The organism is Lysinibacillus sp. VIII_CA (assembly GCF_049943995.1).
Classification (GTDB): Bacteria; Bacillota; Bacilli; order Bacillales_A; family Planococcaceae; genus Lysinibacillus; species Lysinibacillus pinottii.
Genome location: NZ_JBNFXM010000027.1, coordinates 25,463 through 45,124, shown reverse-complemented (window position 1 = coordinate 45,124; position 19,662 = coordinate 25,463). Strand labels below are relative to the sequence as shown.

The 19,662-nt window shown below is 37.9% G+C and carries 16 protein-coding genes, 10 tRNA genes and 3 riboswitches; of the genes, 24 read left to right on the top strand and 2 right to left on the bottom strand.

Annotated elements, in window-relative coordinates; all coding sequences use genetic code 11:
- Positions 1–84 precede the first annotated feature (84 nt).
- From ACP3VS_RS22355 to ACP3VS_RS22300, 12 genes are all read left to right on the top strand, one after another.
- A tRNA-Lys gene (locus ACP3VS_RS22355) sits at positions 85–157 on the top strand.
- Between the two features lie 18 nt (positions 158–175).
- A tRNA-Arg gene (locus tag ACP3VS_RS22350) sits at positions 176–252 on the top strand.
- A gap of 9 nt (positions 253–261) precedes the next feature.
- Positions 262–338 (top strand) — tRNA-Pro (locus ACP3VS_RS22345).
- A 17-nt stretch (positions 339–355) separates the two neighbouring features.
- Positions 356–431, top strand: a tRNA-Ala gene (locus ACP3VS_RS22340).
- 13 nt (positions 432–444) lie between these two features.
- Positions 445–537, top strand: a tRNA-Ser gene (locus ACP3VS_RS22335).
- Positions 538–541: 4 nt separating this feature from the next.
- Positions 542–617, top strand: a tRNA-Phe gene (locus tag ACP3VS_RS22330).
- Between the two features lie 5 nt (positions 618–622).
- Positions 623–696 (top strand) — tRNA-Gly (locus ACP3VS_RS22325).
- A gap of 4 nt (positions 697–700) precedes the next feature.
- A tRNA-Ile gene (locus tag ACP3VS_RS22320) sits at positions 701–774 on the top strand.
- 7 nt (positions 775–781) lie between these two features.
- Positions 782–858 (top strand) — tRNA-Asn (locus tag ACP3VS_RS22315).
- A gap of 1 nt (position 859) precedes the next feature.
- Positions 860–931: transfer RNA gene (locus ACP3VS_RS22310), tRNA-Glu, on the top strand.
- A 302-nt stretch (positions 932–1,233) separates the two neighbouring features.
- The gene (locus tag ACP3VS_RS22305) at positions 1,234–2,280 is read left to right on the top strand and encodes a nitric oxide synthase oxygenase (protein ID WP_031417689.1); all 1,047 of its coding nucleotides are present in this window, start codon (positions 1,234–1,236) and stop codon (positions 2,278–2,280) included.
- Between the two features lie 65 nt (positions 2,281–2,345).
- On the top strand, positions 2,346–2,867 hold the full coding sequence (locus ACP3VS_RS22300) for a hypothetical protein (RefSeq protein ID WP_036166605.1): 522 nt from the start codon (positions 2,346–2,348) through the stop codon (positions 2,865–2,867).
- A gap of 58 nt (positions 2,868–2,925) precedes the next feature.
- Here the strand turns inward: ACP3VS_RS22300 and ACP3VS_RS22295 are convergent, their stop codons facing one another.
- Positions 2,926–4,158, bottom strand: coding sequence for a CynX/NimT family MFS transporter (locus tag ACP3VS_RS22295; protein WP_012292498.1), 1,233 nt, complete (start codon positions 4,156–4,158; stop codon positions 2,926–2,928).
- 151 nt (positions 4,159–4,309) lie between these two features.
- A riboswitch (Lysine riboswitch) is annotated at positions 4,310–4,486 on the top strand.
- 82 nt (positions 4,487–4,568) lie between these two features.
- Between ACP3VS_RS22295 and ACP3VS_RS22290 the strand changes: the two genes are divergently transcribed.
- The 5 genes from ACP3VS_RS22290 to ACP3VS_RS22270 all read left to right on the top strand — a co-directional run bounded on the left by ACP3VS_RS22290 (position 4,569) and on the right by ACP3VS_RS22270 (position 9,570).
- Positions 4,569–6,032 (top strand): amino acid permease, encoded by a 1,464-nt coding sequence (locus tag ACP3VS_RS22290; protein ID WP_031417683.1) that lies wholly within the window; start codon positions 4,569–4,571, stop codon positions 6,030–6,032.
- A gap of 161 nt (positions 6,033–6,193) precedes the next feature.
- A complete protein-coding gene (locus ACP3VS_RS22285; protein WP_036218055.1) occupies positions 6,194–6,886 on the top strand; it encodes a response regulator transcription factor in 693 nt (230 codons plus the stop codon).
- A gap of 5 nt (positions 6,887–6,891) precedes the next feature.
- On the top strand, positions 6,892–7,827 hold the full coding sequence (locus ACP3VS_RS22280; RefSeq protein ID WP_012292501.1) for a sensor histidine kinase: 936 nt from the start codon (positions 6,892–6,894) through the stop codon (positions 7,825–7,827).
- Between the two features lie 137 nt (positions 7,828–7,964).
- Entirely contained in the window at positions 7,965–8,888 is a 924-nt protein-coding gene (locus ACP3VS_RS22275; protein WP_031417680.1) for an ABC transporter ATP-binding protein, read from the top strand.
- Entirely contained in the window at positions 8,881–9,570 is a 690-nt protein-coding gene (locus ACP3VS_RS22270) for an ABC transporter permease (protein ID WP_031417679.1), read from the top strand. Before ACP3VS_RS22275 ends, ACP3VS_RS22270 begins: the two co-directional genes overlap by 8 nt.
- Before the next feature lie 628 nt (positions 9,571–10,198).
- On the opposite strand, the gene ACP3VS_RS22265 is transcribed toward ACP3VS_RS22270, so the two are convergent.
- Positions 10,199–11,464 (bottom strand): Nramp family divalent metal transporter, encoded by a 1,266-nt coding sequence (locus ACP3VS_RS22265; RefSeq protein WP_012292505.1) that lies wholly within the window; start codon positions 11,462–11,464, stop codon positions 10,199–10,201.
- 212 nt (positions 11,465–11,676) lie between these two features.
- On the opposite strand from ACP3VS_RS22265, the gene ACP3VS_RS22260 reads away from it, so the two are divergent.
- The 7 genes from ACP3VS_RS22260 to ACP3VS_RS22230 all read left to right on the top strand — a co-directional run bounded on the left by ACP3VS_RS22260 (position 11,677) and on the right by ACP3VS_RS22230 (position 19,517).
- Entirely contained in the window at positions 11,677–12,366 is a 690-nt protein-coding gene (locus ACP3VS_RS22260) for a response regulator transcription factor (RefSeq protein ID WP_289450006.1), read from the top strand.
- The gene (locus ACP3VS_RS22255; protein WP_426390025.1) at positions 12,363–13,658 is read left to right on the top strand and encodes a sensor histidine kinase; all 1,296 of its coding nucleotides are present in this window, start codon (positions 12,363–12,365) and stop codon (positions 13,656–13,658) included. Before ACP3VS_RS22260 ends, ACP3VS_RS22255 begins: the two co-directional genes overlap by 4 nt.
- Entirely contained in the window at positions 13,655–14,320 is a 666-nt protein-coding gene (locus ACP3VS_RS22250; protein WP_197224076.1) for a PepSY domain-containing protein, read from the top strand. Before ACP3VS_RS22255 ends, ACP3VS_RS22250 begins: the two co-directional genes overlap by 4 nt.
- Before the next feature lie 92 nt (positions 14,321–14,412).
- Positions 14,413–14,931: a PepSY domain-containing protein gene (locus ACP3VS_RS22245; protein WP_036160619.1), complete on the top strand. Its 519-nt coding sequence runs from the start codon at positions 14,413–14,415 to the stop codon at positions 14,929–14,931.
- A 213-nt stretch (positions 14,932–15,144) separates the two neighbouring features.
- Positions 15,145–15,294, top strand: a riboswitch (cyclic di-AMP (ydaO/yuaA leader).
- Between the two features lie 119 nt (positions 15,295–15,413).
- A complete protein-coding gene (locus ACP3VS_RS22240; RefSeq protein ID WP_036166618.1) occupies positions 15,414–17,237 on the top strand; it encodes an APC family permease in 1,824 nt (607 codons plus the stop codon).
- A 164-nt stretch (positions 17,238–17,401) separates the two neighbouring features.
- Positions 17,402–17,503, top strand: a riboswitch (purine riboswitch).
- Between the two features lie 131 nt (positions 17,504–17,634).
- Positions 17,635–18,219 carry a xanthine phosphoribosyltransferase gene (locus ACP3VS_RS22235; RefSeq protein ID WP_036162548.1) on the top strand — a complete coding sequence of 195 codons (585 nt, stop codon included), beginning with the start codon at positions 17,635–17,637 and terminating at the stop codon, positions 18,217–18,219.
- Positions 18,219–19,517 carry a nucleobase:cation symporter-2 family protein gene (locus ACP3VS_RS22230; RefSeq protein WP_031417662.1) on the top strand — a complete coding sequence of 433 codons (1,299 nt, stop codon included), beginning with the start codon at positions 18,219–18,221 and terminating at the stop codon, positions 19,515–19,517. Before ACP3VS_RS22235 ends, ACP3VS_RS22230 begins: the two co-directional genes overlap by 1 nt.
- Positions 19,518–19,662: the final 145 nt, after the last annotated feature.

Genomic DNA, 19,662 nt, shown 5'->3' with positions numbered 1-19,662 from the left:
GTATAGCCAAGCGGTAAGGCAACGGATTTTGATTCCGTCATGCCTAGGTTCGAATCCTAGTACCCCAGCCATTTTTTCTTTTACGAGCCATTAGCTCAGTTGGTAGAGCATCTGACTTTTAATCAGAGGGTCGAAGGTTCGAGTCCTTCATGGCTCATCAGTATTTATTATTTTTGCGCCCGTAGCTCAATTGGATAGAGCGTCTGACTACGGATCAGAAGGTTATGGGTTCGACTCCTGTCGGGCGCGCCATAAGAACAACGGGAAGTAGCTCAGCTTGGTAGAGCACTTGGTTTGGGACCAAGGGGTCGCAGGTTCGAATCCTGTCTTCCCGACCATTTCCAAAAAATATTATGGGGCCTTAGCTCAGCTGGGAGAGCGCCTGCCTTGCACGCAGGAGGTCAGCGGTTCGATCCCGCTAGGCTCCACCATTTTAATATTTTTGGAGGTATACCCAAGTCTGGCTGAAGGGATCGGTCTTGAAAACCGACAGGCGGGTAACACCGCGCGGGGGTTCGAATCCCTCTACCTCCTCCATTTCGGGTCAGTAGCTCAGTTGGTAGAGCATTAGATTGAAGCTCTAAGTGTCGGCGGTTCGATTCCGTCCTGACCCACCATTTATGCGGGTGTAGTTTAATGGTAAAACCTCAGCCTTCCAAGCTGATGTCGTGAGTTCGATTCTCATCACCCGCTCCAAAATGGGCCTATAGCTCAGCTGGTTAGAGCGCACGCCTGATAAGCGTGAGGTCGATGGTTCGAGTCCATTTAGGCCCATCATTATTCCGAAGTAGCTCAGTTGGTAGTAGCACCTGACTGTTAATCAGGTTGTCGCAGGTTCGAGTCCTGCCTTCGGAGCCACGGCCCGTTGGTCAAGTGGTTAAGACACCGCCCTTTCACGGCGGTAACACGGGTTCGAATCCCGTACGGGTCATCAAGCATGTAGCACAGTTGTGTGTTACATGCTTTTTTTATATTCTTCATAACAGACATCAAAGCTACGTTTAGTTGCTTTTTAATGTTAGGTCTAAATCCTTTCCTTCTAATAATCCCTCTCTTTCTATAGGCTTGCTATAGGAAGCGTTACAATTCCATTTCAATCACTACGGGAACATTGTTTCATGTTAAATTTGAACAAACTATTTCATATATGAAATATGTATGTTTTTTCACTAGCTATTTTCATGGTGCTTATTGCCTTGTTCCTCTAATATGGGGATAAGTGGAGGAATCAATATGAATATACAGGAGATACAATGTTTTTTAAATCAATACCAGCAAGAACAAAATGAATCCGAACTTTGGTTAGAACATAGATTACAACAGATTAAAAGAGCAGGGGAATATAAGCCTACAACAGAAGAGCTAGTTTTTGGTGCACGAGCTGCATGGCGTAATAGCAATAAATGTATTGGACGGTTGTTTTGGCAATCGTTGCATGTAGTAGATGCAAGAGAAGTTTTAGATGAACAGAGCATTTTTCAAAAGTTACTAGAGCATATAGAGTATGCCACAAATCAGGGGAAAATCCGTCCAACTATAACAGTGTTTGCAAATGATAGAGTACGGATTTGGAATCATCAGCTAATTCGTTACGCAGGCTATGAAACAGAAGAAGGCATCATTGGGGATGCACATTCTATCACTTTTACAAAAGTATGTGAATCTATGGGCTGGAAAGGCGAGCGTACACCCTTTGATGTGTTACCACTAGTCATACAGGTAGATGGACATGCTCCACAGCTATTTACAATTCCTACAGAGTATATTTTAGAGGTTCCAATACGTCATCCAGAATCGGAAGCTGTGGAGGAATTAGAGTTAAAATGGTATGCTGTTCCTATTATTTCGAGTATGCGTTTTCAAATGGCTGGCATTGATTTTCAAGCGGCTCCATTTAATGGCTGGTATATGGGAACTGAAATTGGTGCACGCAATTTAGCCGATCATGACCGCTATAATATGCTGCCAGCTATTGCGGACATATTTAATTTGGATACTACTAAACAAGCCTCTCTATGGCGTGATCGTGCATTAGTGGAGCTCAATATTGCTGTTCTTCATTCTTTTAAAGAGGACGGTGTGAGCATTGTAGATCATCATACTGCTGCTCAGCAGTTTAAATTATTTGAGGAAGCTGAGAAATCGGCAGGGCGAGAAATTACGGGTAACTGGACATGGTTAATCCCACCACTTTCCCCTGCGACCACTCATATATTCCATAAACCTTATATAAATACTTATCATACGCCCAATTATTTTTATCAAAAACCATGTTATTAACTTGAAAGGAGTTGTTTTAAAACCAACAGCTTCTAAGTACCGTTTTGGGGGAGGGGCAATTCAAGATGTTGAACCAAAATATTTCGAATATCCCTTGGCAACAATTGACGACACCTTATGGCAGAGGAACAGACATTCCTCGTTTAATTGAACAAGAACAATATCAAGAGCTGACAGAACTAATCGAACATCAAGGAACACTTTGGCAGGTGACGCCATGGGTTTTACTTATTCTTTTAAAAAAGCTCTCAAGTAAAAATGTAGAGGAAGTCTCCTTAGCAGAAATAAAGCTTTATTTAGCTGTGGCTCATGCAATAACTGAGGATTATCAAGATTCAACACATAACGTTTCAACGATGCAGGAGCTATTGGATACGAAATATTTATGGATAGAAAATGAAGATGATGATGAGCTGGAGTGGGAGGGAGATCCACCTAGAGGTTATGAGCCAGAAGCTTTTTTAGGCTATTATTATTTTAGTTTTTTACTCCTTCAAGAGGCGATCCCTGTTTTTACTACTATTAAGGCATATATCAAGAGCGCAACAGAGGAACTTTCGGAACTACTAGCCTTACTAAAACATTAGAAAAAAGGAATTGTTATAGACAAAAAGCAGATGGTTCAGCTTCCCCATCTGCTTAAATCTAATGGACATATTCATCTTTAGATGCTCGCATGGAGCATAAGAAGAGTGTCATAGCTACAACAACAAAGAGCCAACCTGCAATATTCCAACCACCAAACAGATCATGTAGGTATCCGAAAAGAATTGGACCAATGGCAGCGAATAAATAGCCTAATGATTGTGCAAATCCTGATAGATCAGCGGCTTCAAATGCTGTACGCGTACGGAGTGTGAAGAACATCATTGCTAATGCGAATGAAGCCCCACCTGCTAAACCTAGAAGAATCATCCATAATATCCCCATAGTTGTCCACTCCATCACAACGCCGACAAATCCTACTAAATAGAACGATGTAAACATGAGGACAAGTGGTCTCTGTGAAGTCATTTTACCGGCAATAATAGGGACAACCAATGCCATGGGAACTTGTGAAAATTGCATAATAGAAAACATCCAACCAGCTTTATCAGGAGCCAATCCCTGCGCAATATAAATTTCAGGAATCCAAGCTGCTGTTGTATAAAATAATAAAGATTGTAACCCCATTGCACCTGTTACTGCCCATGTAACAGGTGATTTCCAAAGAGGTTTACCTGTTTTTTTGGAGGTAGTAGCTGGTTTTGGCTTATTTAATTTCAATTGAGGTATCCAGATTAAAATGGTTAATACGACTAATATAAGCGCCACAGCCAATGCCCCTTGCCAACCTAGTGAAGAATTAGCTATTGGATAACTAATACCAGCTCCAAGCCCCGCTGTTAAGTTCATCGACATAGTGAAAAATGCCATCAATAATCCTACATGATAAGGAAATTTTAATTTTAATAATCCTGGAATCAACACATTTCCAAATGATATTGCTACGCCAATGAGCACTGTACCAAATACAAGTAACCCTGTTGTACCGAGGGAGCGTAGTACAATACCTAAGGCCAATAAAATAGTGGATAAAAATAAGGTTAGCTCAAGACCAAGTTTTCGTGCTACAACTGGTGCGAACGGTGATATGATGGCAAAAGCAAGCAATGGTATAGTTGTAAGAAACCCGGCTAGAACATTGGAAATACCAAGGTCGTCGCGTATAAAGGATACAATTGGACCCACAACAGTTAGTGGCATGCGTAATGTAGATGCTATAAATATTACGCCAAAAACTAATAATAAAGTTGTTCCCTTCCAGCTAATTTTTCTACTTGGGAAGCTGGAGGAATGATCATTTAAATTCAAAATAATTCCCCCTGTTATAACCATTCTAATTGAACTACTATAACACTTTATCACACTATTAAAAATAGTGGAAAATTCACAAAATACAGAACTTTTATAGTTATATTGAAATGTCTTAGGTCTTATGTTAATATAGTAAACATCATAAATTTAATAATTATATGCCTCATGTTTGTATTGAGGTAGAGGTCGCGATATTTATAAGTAAGCTAATTGAAATGACAAGCATTGAAGAGATTAGCTGAAAGGAAATATTGCCGAAGTGTGAGGGGACTTGAAAACCTCATGCTGGGGCTGTCTCCGAAAGGAACAGAACTGTCACGTTTGTACAACGTGTTGAGCTATCATTTAGGAAAAACTGAGGATTAACTTAGCCATCACATTGTTCATGTGATGGCATTTTTTTGCCTCATAAATAGGAAGGAAGCTATATCGTGAGTGAAATAAAAATCAATCAGCTCGGCCATAAAGCACCGAAGCTGAAAAAAGAATTAAAAAGCCGTCATATCACAATGATTTCTTTAGGCGGTACAATTGGTACGGGGCTATTTTTGGCCAGTGGTGGTGCTATTGCACAAGCCGGTCCGGGAGGCGCATTGCTTGCCTATGCCTTAATCGGTATTATGGTATATTTTTTAATGACAAGTTTAGGTGAAATGGCTGCCTATATGCCGTCCTCAGGATCTTTTAGTACGTATGCGACAAAATTTGTAGATCCCGCTTTAGGTTTTGCACTGGGCTGGAACTACTGGTATAACTGGGCAATTACGATTGCGGCAGAGATTGCGGCAGTATCATTAATTATGAAATATTGGTTCCCAAATAGCTCATCAGCACTTTGGACAGTATTATTTATTGTGATTGTACTGACATTTAATTTATTGTCTGTAAAGAGCTATGGGGAAAGTGAATATTGGTTTGCGATGATTAAAGTGGCTACGGTCATTGTATTTATTATTATTAGCTTATTAATGATTTTTGGTATTTTGGGTGGACAAGCACCTGTAGGTTTTACAAATTTCTTTATTAGTGATGGGCCATTCCATGGAGGCTTCCTTGCAACATTTGGTATTTTCCTTGCGGCAGGATTTTCATTCCAAGGAACAGAACTACTTGGGATTACTGCAGGTGAAACAGATGATCCAGGAAAAAATATACCGAAGGCAGTAAAATCTGTGTTTTGGCGAATTATTTTATTTTATATTTTAGCCATTGCTGCTATCGGGATGTTGATTCCATTTACAGATGAGCGCTTATTATCGGAAGATATCGCTGTATCCCCATTTACACTCGTTTTTGATCGCTTAGGTATTGCTTTTGCTGCTTCCTTAATGAATGCCATTATTTTAACGGCTATGCTATCAGCAGGTAATTCTGGATTGTATGCATCTTCACGTATGCTATGGCAATTAGCAGTGGATGGTCATGCTCCTAAATTCTTTGCAAAGTTAAGTCGTCGAGGCATTCCAATTTATGCACTAATCGCAACATTAGCTGTAGGCTGTGTAGCGTTTTTAGCGTCATTCTTTGGTGATGGGGTCGTTTATATTTGGCTTTTAAATGCCTCTGGGATGTCAGGTTTTATTGCTTGGCTAGGTATTGCATTTAGTCATTATCGTTTCCGTCGTGCCTTCGAAGCTCAGGGCTTAGATCCAAAGCTATTACCGTATAAAGCAAAGCTATACCCATTCGGTCCACTATTCGCCTTTACGATTTGTATGATTGTTGTAATTGGACAGAATTACACAGCGTTTATCGGTGATACAATCGATTGGTATGGTATCCTTGTTTCTTATATCGGTATTCCCCTGTTCCTATTGCTATGGCTGGGGTACAAAATTAAACATAAAACAAAAATGCTTCCTCTTAAAGATTGTGATTTAAAAGTAGAAAATTAAACGAAAAGCTGTTCTATAAACCGTTGTATGATGGTTGATGGGACAGCTTTTTTATATATAGACCTTTAAAATTATTACTAAACCAATATCATATATATGGTAATATACTATAGATATGGAAGTGTGATTTTTGACTTTCTGGTAGGGAGAGGTGCATGGAAATGCAAAAACATATTTTACTAGTGGAAGATGATGAGGCTATTCGCGATATGGTAGCGAATTTTTTATTATTGGAAGGCTTCGATGTCACCACTGCAAATAATGGAGAAGAGGCATTACAATATTGTTTAAATCAAACTTTTGATTTAGTTATACTAGATATTATGATTCCTAAGCTTAATGGATTAGAGGTTTTAAAAGTAATTCGAGAACAGGCAGCACTTCCAATCATCATTTTGTCTGCAAAGGATAGTGATGTAGATAAAGCGCTTGGGTTGGGATTAGGGGCAGATGATTATATTGCTAAGCCATTTTCTATGCTGGAATTCTCTGCTCGCGTAAAGGCCGTTATTAGACGAGCAACAAAATACGCTGGCCAAACAGATCACAAACAAGATGTAGTAGTCATAGGCCATTTAAAGATAGATATTGTTAATTTTTCTATAAATAAAAATGGACTGGAAGTAAAGCTAACATCAAAGGAATTTGCCATCTTAAAGCTATTTGTAACAAACCGAAACCGAGTTTTTACGAAGGAGCAAATTTATCAGCTAATATGGAAAGATGCATATTATGGTGATGAAAATATTATTAATGTACATATTCGAAGGCTACGCGAAAAAATTGAAGATGATCCATCCAACCCCCAGTACATTAAAACCCTGTGGGGAATTGGCTACAAATTTGAAGGATAGCAGATATGATCATCATTCTATTCATTATCATTTTGGTGCTTATAGGAATTGTTATTTTTCAATGGAAAACAAAAAAAGAACAAAATCAGACGGTCCAATATATGTATGAAAAACTTCAAATCATCGTTCAAGAACAAAGTAACGAAAAAATTTTGGTAACTACGAGCAATACACAAGTTCAACAGCTACTTATTTCAATAAATGCTTGGCTGGACTATCACCAAAAAGTTCAGGCGACCCATCGGAAAATGGAAGATTCCATGAAAAAAATGTTGGCCAACATTTCACATGATTTAAAAACGCCCTTAACGGTTGTGCTAGGCTATATTGAAATGCTTCAGCTCCAAGGCTCAGCTAGTGAGGAAGAACGCCAAAGACTATTAGCAGGCGTGCATGCTAAAACATTAGAAGTATTAAAAATCATTCATACATTTTTTGATCTTGCCAAATTAGAGGCTGGAGATACAGATTATCCAATCACTAAAATCAATGTTTGTGAAATTAGCCGAAAAAATATATTATCATTTTACGATATGGTGACGTCGATGGGATTAGATATCAATATTACAATTCCTGAAACGCCTATGTATGCCCTTGGCAATGAAGAAGCATTAAATAGGGTTCTCAACAATCTTTTATCCAATGCTCTTGCCTATGGAGCGGATGGCAATGTAATGGGCTTAACTATAAGAAATGATGACACGAGTATTTATATAGATGTATGGGATTGTGGTAAAGGAATTGATGAATACCATATTGATAATGTATTTGAGAGAATGTACACGCTAGAGGACTCTCGCAATAAATCCTTTCAGGGGAGTGGCCTCGGTTTAACGATTACAAAGCGATTAGTGGAAATGATGGATGGTTCCATCCAGTTATCAAGTATTCCCTATAAAAAGACCATTTTTACCATTGCTTTAAAACGAATGACGTATTGAAATCACATGCTTGTAGAGCTTTTATGGTGCTTTACAGGCTTTTATTATGCGCTTAAGAAATTTGTAAGAATCAAGTAATAAATTAGAGAGCTTCATTTTTTATAATGACAATAGCCACATTTGAGGGAGAGATTGACATGACATACATTGTGAAAACAAACCAGCTTACGAAAGTGTACGAAGGAAAAGAAGTGGTTTCTGCTGTCAATATGAACGTGAAGAAGGGGGAGATTTATGGTTTTTTAGGCCCTAATGGAGCGGGTAAAACGACAGTGATGAAGATGCTAACAAATTTGACGAAGCCAACAAGCGGAGATGTTGAAATATTTGGTGAGAGGTTGACCGATCAATCGTATGAGATATTAAAAAGAATGGGAACGATTATTGAATATCCTATTTTCTATGAAAAATTAACGGCTAGAGAAACTTTAGAACTGCATTGCGAATATATGGGGTATTACAATAAGCAGGAAATAGCTCATGTACTTAACCTTGTAAAATTAACAAATACAGAGGAAAAAAGGGTAAAAGATTTTTCACTAGGGATGAAACAAAGACTAGGTATTGCCCGTGCTATTATTACAAAGCCAGAGCTCCTAATTTTAGATGAGCCAATTAATGGACTAGACCCTATTGGGATTAAAGAGTTGAGGGAGCTTTTCAAAATGCTCTGTATGGAGTATGGCATTACAATTATTATCTCTAGTCATATATTAGGGGAAATTGAACAGTTGGCCGATACAATTGGTGTCATCAAGGAAGGTAGACTCATTACTGAAGTAACGATGGATACGATAAATCGTAATCAAGCCGACTATATTGAAGTGATTGTAAACGATGGCAAGAAGGCTGCCTTTATTTTAGAAAGTAAATTAAAAATGGCTAATTTCAAGCTGATGGATGACAATTCTATACGAATTTATGATTTGACAGTATCCCAAAAAGTTCTAACAAAAACATTGATTGAACATGACATTGAGATAGAGGAGATTAGCAAGAAAACAAGCACATTAGAGGATTACTTCCTTAAGCTAATAAATGGAGGGATTGTTCATGCTTAATTTAATGCGTTTAGAAATGAAAAAATATCATTTAAGCTCCTATTTTAAAAGTGCTATGTTTGCTAACATTATTATTTTAGGTTTTATGTTTATGATTTTATTTATTTCTAAAATAGAAGAGGAAGTTGGTATTGAAAATTATGAAATGGCTTTAAGTGTCATTGATTCATTTGTCAGAGCGGTATTTATTATTTTTGCAGCTACTTTAATAGCTAAGCTGATCATTGGAGAATATAAGTTTAAAACAATCACATTGGCCTTCATGTATCCTGTAAGCCGAAAGAAATTAATCGCTGCTAAGCTTGCAATTGTCATGATTTTTACCTTTAGTGTAATCATCATTTCCAATGTCTTGATTACAACCATCTTTTGCATCGTAAGCGATAAATTTGATTTAATTCCTGATGTATTATCTAATACTTTAATCATGCAACATATACCATCTGTATTCATGAATGCAATTGCTGCCTCAGGGATAGCATTAATTCCGTTGTATTTCGGTATGAGAAAATACTCTATTCCAGCAACAATTATTTCAGCTATTCTAATTGTATCAGTGACTTCATCCAATACAGGTAACTTCACATTAAATGACATCATTATTATTCCAATCTCACTAGCAATCTTAGGTGTTAGTATTGCCTACCTAGCTATCCGTAATATTGAGAAGGTCGATGTTTAATGAAAGAGCCAGTATAAGTTTTGTTGATATCGAACGATGATGATAGCAATTTGATCGTTTGTAACACTCACATAGTTGGTCTTGTAAAATAGGTAACTAAACTTATTAAATATAAAAAGAAATTAACGTATAGCAATAAAAATAAGTAATTAGAATCCCATAATAGAAATTTAATTAAAATAGAAAAGGAAGTGGCCAATAAAATAGTTAATAACAGATTTCCTTTTTTGGCATAGTGGCATTGTATAACTATTAATACAATAATAATAAGTATAGGAATATAAAATTTCATGAAAAAAACCTCCTATTTATAATTAAAAAATTACTAAAATGTAAATGTGTGTCATAAAAATCTTATATTTATTTGGAGGTGATTACAATGAAATTAAGAATTCTACACTTGTTGCTGTATTATCAACTGTAGTTTCTGCAACTGCTTCAGCTGCCCCACAAGATGTGTCTACTTAAGGTTTCCCTTTTGCATGCACCGGTCCTTGTAGGGATAGATAATATCCGAGAGTATTAAAATCAGCTATAATTGTCTCCTATAGATGGTTATAGATTATCAACAAAAAGGCATCGAGATTTTTCTTCTCGATGCCTTTTGTTAGTCTATTAATTCACTATTTTATCCAAATATTGTTTCGCTTAGTAAGTAAATATTTAATGCCACTACGATCACAACTACAAACCAGCCTAAAATAGTAGTAATACGGTGGTTCACTAAACCGCCCATAATGTCCCGTTTGCTTGTAAACATAACGAGAGGGACGAGGGCAAATGCAATACCAAAAGATAACACAACCTGACTAAGAACAAGCGCATAGGTTGCGTTTACACCAGATGCAATAATCGCTAGCGGCGGGACCATTGTAATGGCTCTCCGTAAATAAAGTGGTATTTTTCGTTGAATAAAGCCTTGCATCACTACGTCACCTGCTAATGTCCCTACAGAGGAGCTAGCTAGCCCAGCAATAAGTAAACCAAGACCAAAGGAAACGGCAGCCATTGGACCGAGAGCATCCTTTAATCCGTTATAGGCAACGTCTAAATCCTCTACTACGATTCCTTGTGTGTGAAATACTGCTGCCGCGATAATGAGCATACTCATATTGATGGCTCCAGCAATAATCATAGCGATGATAATATCAATAAATTCAAAACGGAAGATTCTTCTTTTTTCTTCTTCATTACGACCGATAATACGACTTTGTGTTAAAGAAGAATGTAAGTAAATAGCATGGGGCATGACGGTCGCACCTAAAATACCAGTTGCTAATAGTAATGAGTCCACCCCCTCAAACTGAGGTGTGAACATACCAATTGCTACTTCGCCCCATTCTGGCTGAGCTAAAAACGTTTGGAAGGCAAATGCTAAAACCACAATTAAAACCATACCAGAAATGCCTGCCTCAAATGCTCTGAATCCTCTTCTTTGAAGCTCTAGAATAGCAAATGATCCAATCGCTGTAATGATAGCTGCTGGAAGCATAGGGATATTAAATAACAAGTAAAGCCCTAATGCTGCTCCGATAAACTCAGCAAGGTCGGTAGCAATAATGACTAATTCAGCCTGAATCCAAAGAAATATAGATGTTTTTTTAGAAAAATGTTCACGTGCCACCTCAGGTAAATTTTTCCCTGTCGCAATCCCAAGCTTTGCAGATAAGGATTGGATGAGCACCGCCATTAAATTAGAAAAGGCTATTACCCAAAGGAGTAAGTAACCATACTGAGAGCCAGCTGTAATATTTGTGGCAAAATTGCCAGGATCAATATAGGCGACCGCTGCAATGAATGCAGGCCCAAGAAAAGGCAAAAAACGTCGCCAACCTTTTATATCTCCATCTAAAACTGCCTCGGCAGACGATTTTGTGACTTGTTTATATACCATATTGTTCCCTCATTTCAAAAAGTATCGTTCGAGAAATAAAGTTTCCTAGAGGAAAATGAGATAATAGTATTCTAACGCTAGGATTAGAAAAAGGGAAGCGCTTTGCTTAAAACTTTAAAAAAATAAGTATGCACACTTCTCATCAATTTCTAATTAGACTTTCCTTACCTCTATCGTTTACGATGAAAGAAAAGGTGAAGGACTGATTCGACGTGAGCAATCGAATTTTAATTATAGAAGATGAAGAAAATATTGCGAGAGTGCTGCAGTTAGAGCTTCAATTTGAAGGCTATGAAGCGGTGATAGCCCATACAGGAGCAGATGGTTTATTGCAATATCGTGAGGAGCAATGGGATTTAATCTTACTGGATATTATGTTACCCGAAATGAGTGGTATAGATGTGCTAAAGCGGATTCGCGCAACAGAATCAAAGACCCCAGTTATCATGCTAACTGCTAAAAGTGAGGTAGAGGATAAGGTAAAGGGCTTGGATTTAGGAGCTAATGATTATGTGACAAAGCCCTTTGAAATTGAAGAATTACTGGCCCGTATCCGTAATGCACTACGGTTTTCTCAAAATGCTAGTCCAACAAAGGTCGGTGTATCGTTTGGACAGTTATCGATCAATGAGCAGACAAGAGAAGTGATTTATTATGGTAAGGAAATCCAGCTGACTCCTAGAGAATACGATTTATTGCTGTATCTTATGAAGCATGCTAAGCAGGTGCTCACAAGGGAACAAATATTAGAGACGGTATGGGGCTTTGATTACTACGGAGATACAAATGTTGTGGATGTTTATATTCGTTATGTACGCCAAAAGCTTGAAATCGCAAATGCAACGCCCATTATTCAAACAGTTCGTGGTGTAGGTTATGTGCTAAAGGAAAATAAATCATGAAGCTTAAAACAAAAATTCATCTACTGACCACTTTGTTAATGCTAGTAATTTTAGTGGCAACTAATAGTGGAATTTATTTTTTGTACGAGAAATTTGCCTATAATACGGAATATAGTCAACTTCATACACGAGCGAATGATTTAAGCTCAACATTAAGTCAGTTAAATGCACAAACCAACCTACAGCAAGTATTAAGAGCGTATATGCCAGCTGGTGGTGCAATCTATGTTTATGATGGAGACAATTTGAAGACGAAGGTTCAGGCTACTCTAGATATGCCCGATGTTACTTCCATTACCTATACAATGCCTACTATTTGGATAGATGGGACAATTGTGGACATCACCTTACAACAATCCATGGAGGAAGTAGAAAGTACATTGGATTTATTAAAGGCTATTTTGATAGTCGTGTCCATTATTGCCACCATTCCAATCTTTTTAGCGAGCCTGGCACTTGGTCGCCTAATTTTGTTACCACTAGAACGCTTAAATGCGACAATGCGCAAAAGTGCATCGACGGGGAAATATGAAAAAATGGACATCCCGGCTAAAGGTGGGGATGAATTAGCAAAAATTAATCGAACTTTCAATATGATGATGGAGAAGCTTGAACAGCACTATCAAAAGCAACAGGAATTCGTTTCAAATGCTTCTCACGAATTAAAGACGCCTATTACTGTCATCGAAAGCTATGCAAAGTTACTCTTACGAAGAGGCTTTGACAATCGTGAAGTAGCGCAAGAATCGCTTCAGGCTATTGCAAATGAGTCTTCTCGTATGCATGAAATGGTATTGCAATTGTTAGAGCTAGCAAAAAATAATGAGCATATAGAAATTCATATTGAACAGCTAGAGCTAGCTCCCTTTTTAAATAAAGTAGCTGCACAAATGCAGCAGGCGTATCATAGAGCTTTTATAGTCGATGCAAAAGCACCACAATTTATCTATAGTGATGAAAAAATTTTGAAGCAATTACTCTTTATTTTGCTTGATAATGCTAGGAAGTATAGTGAGGGGGATGTTTATATTTCCACAGCAGAAACTACTTCACACGTGCGAATGACTATTCAGGACTTTGGCGTCGGTATTCCTAAGGAGCATATTCCGCATTTGTTTGAGCGTTTTTACCGTGTCACAGAGGATCGCAATCGTAAAACAGGTGGTTCTGGTTTAGGGCTTGCGATTGCACATAATCTTGCAGGACAATTGGGCATCACCATAGATGTGGAAAGTACAGTTGGGGAAGGATCAAGTTTTACCTTATGTATACCGAAGGAGGGGCAGCAATGAAAAAGTGGGTTGTACTAATTATTGTAATTGTCCTTCTTTGTAGCGGAGTGCTTTGGTTTATTCAAAATCGCTATTTTCAAAAGGAGTCTCTCAGTGAAGAAGAGGCGATTCGCCATATCGAAGCTATTTATAAAGGTCAAGTTTCAGAAGTAAAGAAACATGGAAATACATTTGAAATACAATTTACACGTGAGAATTTGAAATATACAGCCATGCTTGATGTTACAACACAGCAGGTTTCTGATCTAACGTTGCAAAAAGGGCAAAGTAAATTATTGTTAACAGAAAATCAAATAAGAAAAATGGTGAAAGAAAAATATGGTGAGGTAGAAAGCGTCATGCTCACGGAAACCATTTATACCGCACGTGTTGAAAAGGAACATAAGCAAAAAGATATCACAGTAGATGGCTATTCGGGTGAAGTGTTATCTGAAAAAGATGTAGAACCATTAAATCAGCCTGAAAACCCCCACATTATTACCGAACAGCAAGCCATTGATATAGCGCTGCAACAATTAACCGGGAAGGTGGATTCTGTAGATTTTGAAGATACGGCGGAGGGCGGTTATTATTTAGTTGAAATTGAAACAGAGCATGAAGAAGCCACGTTCCAAATTCATGCTGTATCTGGAAAGGTCCTTTCTGTTTCATGGGACGATTAAAGAGTTTTCTCATGAAATTCTAATGTTCCTCTTATAGTTCTATCATCTTTGCTTGGTAAGCTAAAAGCAGATAAAACAAAGGAGAGATGAACATGAAAAAAATAATTATGATTCCTGCATTAGTGGTGACTCTTGGTGTTGGAGCGGCGATTGGCTCTACAACTTTATTATCAGGAAGTGCACAAGAAAAAAAGGTCCTATCCATGCAAAAAATCGAAAAGAAGGCATTGGCAGTAGTAGAGGGGACAGTAGTAGATATTGAACTTGATCAAAATAACTACCGCTCTGTTTATGAGGTAGAGGTGCATACTGATACAGATGAGTATGATTTAAAATTCGATGCCTATACCGGAAAATTACTTAAGCAGAAGAAAGAGCGTCAAGATGACGACGATAATGAATGGGTTAACACTAATACTGCTACCAACCTTATAAGTAAAGAAAAGGCTATTGAAGCGGCTCTAACAAAAGCAAAGGGTACAGTAACAAAAATTAAATTAGATGATGGGATTTATGAAATCGAGTTAAAAGATGGCCAATATGAATATGAGGTTGATGTTGATCCGATTACAGGAGAAATTGTTAATTTTGAAAAAGATATGGAAGACTAATATTGGTTGTTGCCTTAAAAGTAGAGCATACTTTTAAGGTTTTTTTTGTTGTAAAATCCCTTTAAATTAGGTGTTTGCGAGGAAATTAATTTCTACCACGGATATTTACCATGAGTTCAAAATGTCTATGTATTTCACTTGTGAAAAAGAAAAATTTTCTTCTTTACTTTTTTAATTGACAGGCGTAATATGGCATCATTATTAAAGTTTCAAATTTCTAAATCGCTGAAGCAAACTAGACGCGGGGGACCCATTTTTGACGGAGTGCATAAGCAATTCTAGGGGTGAATCTCTTCTTTTGAAGGGTAGGGCTACTCAGGCCCGAATCCGACAGCTAACCTCGTAAGCGTTAAGAGCAGAAAAGTTGGAGCTTGGCAGACAGATGAGCGTCTACAAGTCTTATTTGGTGATGACTTGTAGGCGTTTTTTGATCTCATTTAGGAAGGCGAAACACAATCTAAGAAACTAGAAGGTGTTTATTGATGAAATCCTCATTTAAACGTTATGTAATCGGCAAACCATTAAGATCCGATGCGTTAGGGGAACAAAAGCTTAGTAAAACAAAGGCATTGGCCATATTATCGTCCGATGCTTTGTCTTCCGTAGCCTATGGACCAGAACAAATTTTAATTGTCCTGATGACTGTGGGAACATTAGCATTTTGGTATTCTTTACCGATTGCTGCAGGGGTTGTTGTCCTTTTGGTGGCACTGACTTTATCATATCGTCAGGTTATTTTCGCCTATCCACATGGAGGTGGCGCTTATATAGTATCTAGGGAAAATTTAGGTGTGAATGCGGGTCTTGTAGCAGGAGGCTCATTGCTCGTTGATTATATTTTAACGGTAGCGGTAAGTGTATCTGCAGGTACAGACGCAATTACATCGGCATTTCCAAGTCTGCATCCATACAATGTGCTAATCGCTATTATATTTGTGATTTTTTTAACGATCTTGAATTTACGTGGTGTAACAGAGTCCGCCTCTGTTTTGGCATATCCAGTCTATCTGTTTGTAGTCGTTATGTTAGTGTTAATTGGGTTGGGGCTCTATAATGTTGCAACAGGTCAGGTGCCAGCAGAGCTGCATCCAAAGATTGGTACTCCAGTAGCAGGGATTAGTTTATTTATTTTATTAAAGGCATTTGCGTCAGGAAGCTCAGCCTTAACAGGTGTAGAGGCTATCTCGAATGCCATTCCTAATTTTAGAAATCCTGCCCCTAATAACGCTGCTAAAACATTGTTAGCGATGGGGGGAATCTTAGCGGTTTTATTTATCGGTATTGTTAGTTTAGCGTATTTTTACGGAATTGCGCCAACTTCGGAAGCGACAGTCGTTTCCCAACTGGCAGAAGCAAGTGTTGGTCGAAATATCTTTTATTATATAGTACAGGGTGCAACAGCGATGATTTTGGTACTTGCAGCAAATACGGGCTATTCTGCATTTCCTCTACTTGCTGTCAATTTATCAAAAGACGGTTTTATCCCGAGAATATTTCAAATGCGTGGGGATCGCCTTGGTTATTCGAACGGCATTATGATGCTAGGGCTAGCAGCCATTATCTTAATCATCTTATTTGATGGGACAACGGAACATTTGATTCCACTCTATGCTGTTGGGGTATTTATTCCGTTTACATTAGCGCAAACCGGTATGATGAGAAAATGGTGGCGTGAAAAACCTACTGGCTGGATGGCAAAATTTACGATCAATACAATGGGTGCAGCCATTTCATTCATCGTAGCGATGATGTTTTTTGTGACAAAAATGCCTCAAGTATGGCCAGTGTTTGTCTTTTTACCAATTATCATTTTCGTATTTCATCGAATCAAGCTTCATTATCAAGCCGTTGGAGAGCAGCTGAGATTGAGTAAAGAGGAACTGGCAACCATTGAGGGCAATGTTTTCATTGTACCAGTAGCTGGTATAACGAAGGTGGTTGAAAATTCTCTTCATTATGTGAAATCACTAAGGGTTGATAAAGTTATTGCCTTTTATGTGGCTTTCGATCCAGCAGATGCAAAAGCCTTCGAAGAAAAATGGCAGGCTTGGCAACCAGATATTCGATTAGTAACCTATTATTCAGCATATCGTAGCATCACACAGCCATTGATAAAATTTATTGATAAAGTGGACCATCAATGTGCGAAAACAGGTCATAAAGTAACGGTTGTTATCCCTCAATTTTTACCGAAAAAAGGCTGGCATCATATGCTTCACAACCAATCAAGCTTATTAATACGTACGACATTGTTATTTCACAGAAATGTCGTGATTATGACAGTACCTTTTCATTTATCAAAATAATGCTAGCATGCTAGAAAATTGTCTGTTATAATCAGTACGTTGATTGAAAACACGAACGTTTACAATTGAAAAGTCGCAGAATACCATTAAATTCCGAAAAATCAAACTTTTTTTAGTAGAAGTTATAGGCTTCTACCGAATATAGTGATGAATTGGGTATTCTGATAGATTCATACAATTTTACTCATATAATAGCGAGGATATGGCTTGCAAGTTTCTACCGATTTACCGTAAATAAATCGACTATGGGTAGCAATGCTTTTAGAGAACTTCTTACATGATGTTTTCTATTCCTTTCGACGTTTTAACGCTGAATGCTTTGCTCCACTCGTAGCTGAATGGGACCAAGGTGTTCAGCTTTTTTTATTAATATTTAAGAAAGAAGGATATGACAGAAATGAAGTTATTACACGACAAAATTATGCAAGAGGGTAAAGTTCTATCTTCTTCAGTATTAAAAGTAGATTCATTTTTAAACCATCAAATTGATCCATTGTTAATGAAAGAAATTGGCCACGAATTCGCAAACCGCTTTGCTGACCAAGTAATTACAAAGATTTTAACAATAGAATCTTCAGGTATTGCTCCTTCTGTCATGTTAGGACTAGAAATCGGTGCACCAGTAGTGTTCGCTCGTAAACGTAAATCATTAACACTTTCAGATAACCTTTATACGTCAAAAGTACATTCATTCACAAAAAATGAAACAAATGATATCTCAGTATCACGTAATTTTTTAAGTGAGGACGACAATATTTTAATTGTTGACGATTTCTTAGCAAATGGTGAAGCAGTAAAGGGCTTACTTGATATTGCGGCTCAAGCGGGTGCCCATGTTGTAGGAGTGGGCATTGTTATTGAAAAAGGCTTCCAAGATGGGGGCAAATTATTACGTGAGCAAGGTGTCCGCGTAGAATCATTAGCGATTGTAGATTCTCTTGAAGATGGCAAAGTGACATTTGCTACGGAGGCTCGCGCGTAATGAATACCTTTAAATCAACGACGCTAGCAATTCAACATTTACTTGCGATGTATGCTGGAGCCATCCTAGTGCCACTTATAATTGGAGGGGCAATTGGCTTTAATTCAACACAAATGACGTATTTAGTGGCGATTGATATTATGATGTGCGGGGTTGCAACACTTTTACAAGTTTACTCGGGTAAATTTATTGGTATTGGTTTGCCTGTAGTACTTGGTTGTACATTTACAGCGGTAAGTCCAATTATTGCTATAGGTACAAACCCAGAGCAAGGTATCACAGATATTTATGGTTCCATTATTGCATCTGGTTTGATTGTCGTGATTATTGCCGGCTTCTTCGGGAAGCTAGTGAAATTTTTCCCACCAGTAGTAACAGGATCTGTCGTTTCTATTATCGGTATTTCTTTATTGCCAGTAGCTTTAAATAATATGGCAGGTGGACAAGGAGCAGAGGATTTTGCATCCGGCTCAAATATTGCATTAGCATTTATTACGCTAGTAATCATATTAATCGTCTATCGTTTTTCTACAGGCTTTATCCGTGCTATTTCCATTCTAGTTGGGCTAGTAGCGGGTACCATCTTAGGGGCATTCATGGGCAAGGTTAATTTTCACCCAGTAGCAGAAGCGGATGTATTCCATATGGTACAACCATTCTACTTTGGAATGCCAACATTTGATGTAACAGCTATTATTACAATGACTCTTGTAGCTATGGTATCTCTAGTTGAATCATCTGGTGTTTATTTTGCACTAAGTGATATTTGTAATAAAAAACTAGATTCAAAAGATTTGGCTCGTGGCTATCGCTCAGAAGGTCTTGCATCTGTAATCGGTGGAATTTTCAATGCCTTTCCGTACACAACATTCTCACAAAATGTAGGACTTACACGTATGTCAGGCGTAAAAGACCGCAAAGTCATTTACATCACGGGTGGTCTACTGGTAGCACTTGGCTTCCTACCCAAAATCGCAGCATTAACAACGATTATTCCAACGTCTGTATTAGGTGCGGCCATGCTTGCGATGTTCGGTATGGTCATTACACAAGGTATGGGTATGCTAGTACCTGTGATGAACGAATCTGCTGAAAATGCGATGATTGCTGCGATTGCAGTAAGTTTAGGTGTCGGTGTATCCGTCGTTCCTGGTATTTTTGATGCTCTACCAGATAAAGTGTCTATTTTAACTTCTAACGGTATCGTCTGTGGTTCAGTCACAGCGATTATCTTGAATATTTTATTCAATATGATTGGACCAAAGCATAAAAAAGACCCGATGCATGGGGAAGCATAAAGAGATAATGCAATGATATTTATCAGAATATCCCACATATTTTGATGAAAAAAATGTTGTAAAGTCGCCTGTTTTTTAACTATTAATTTAGTTGAAGGTAGGGGGCTTTTTTCTATGCGTAAAAGTGTGCATGTTAGAAAAGATG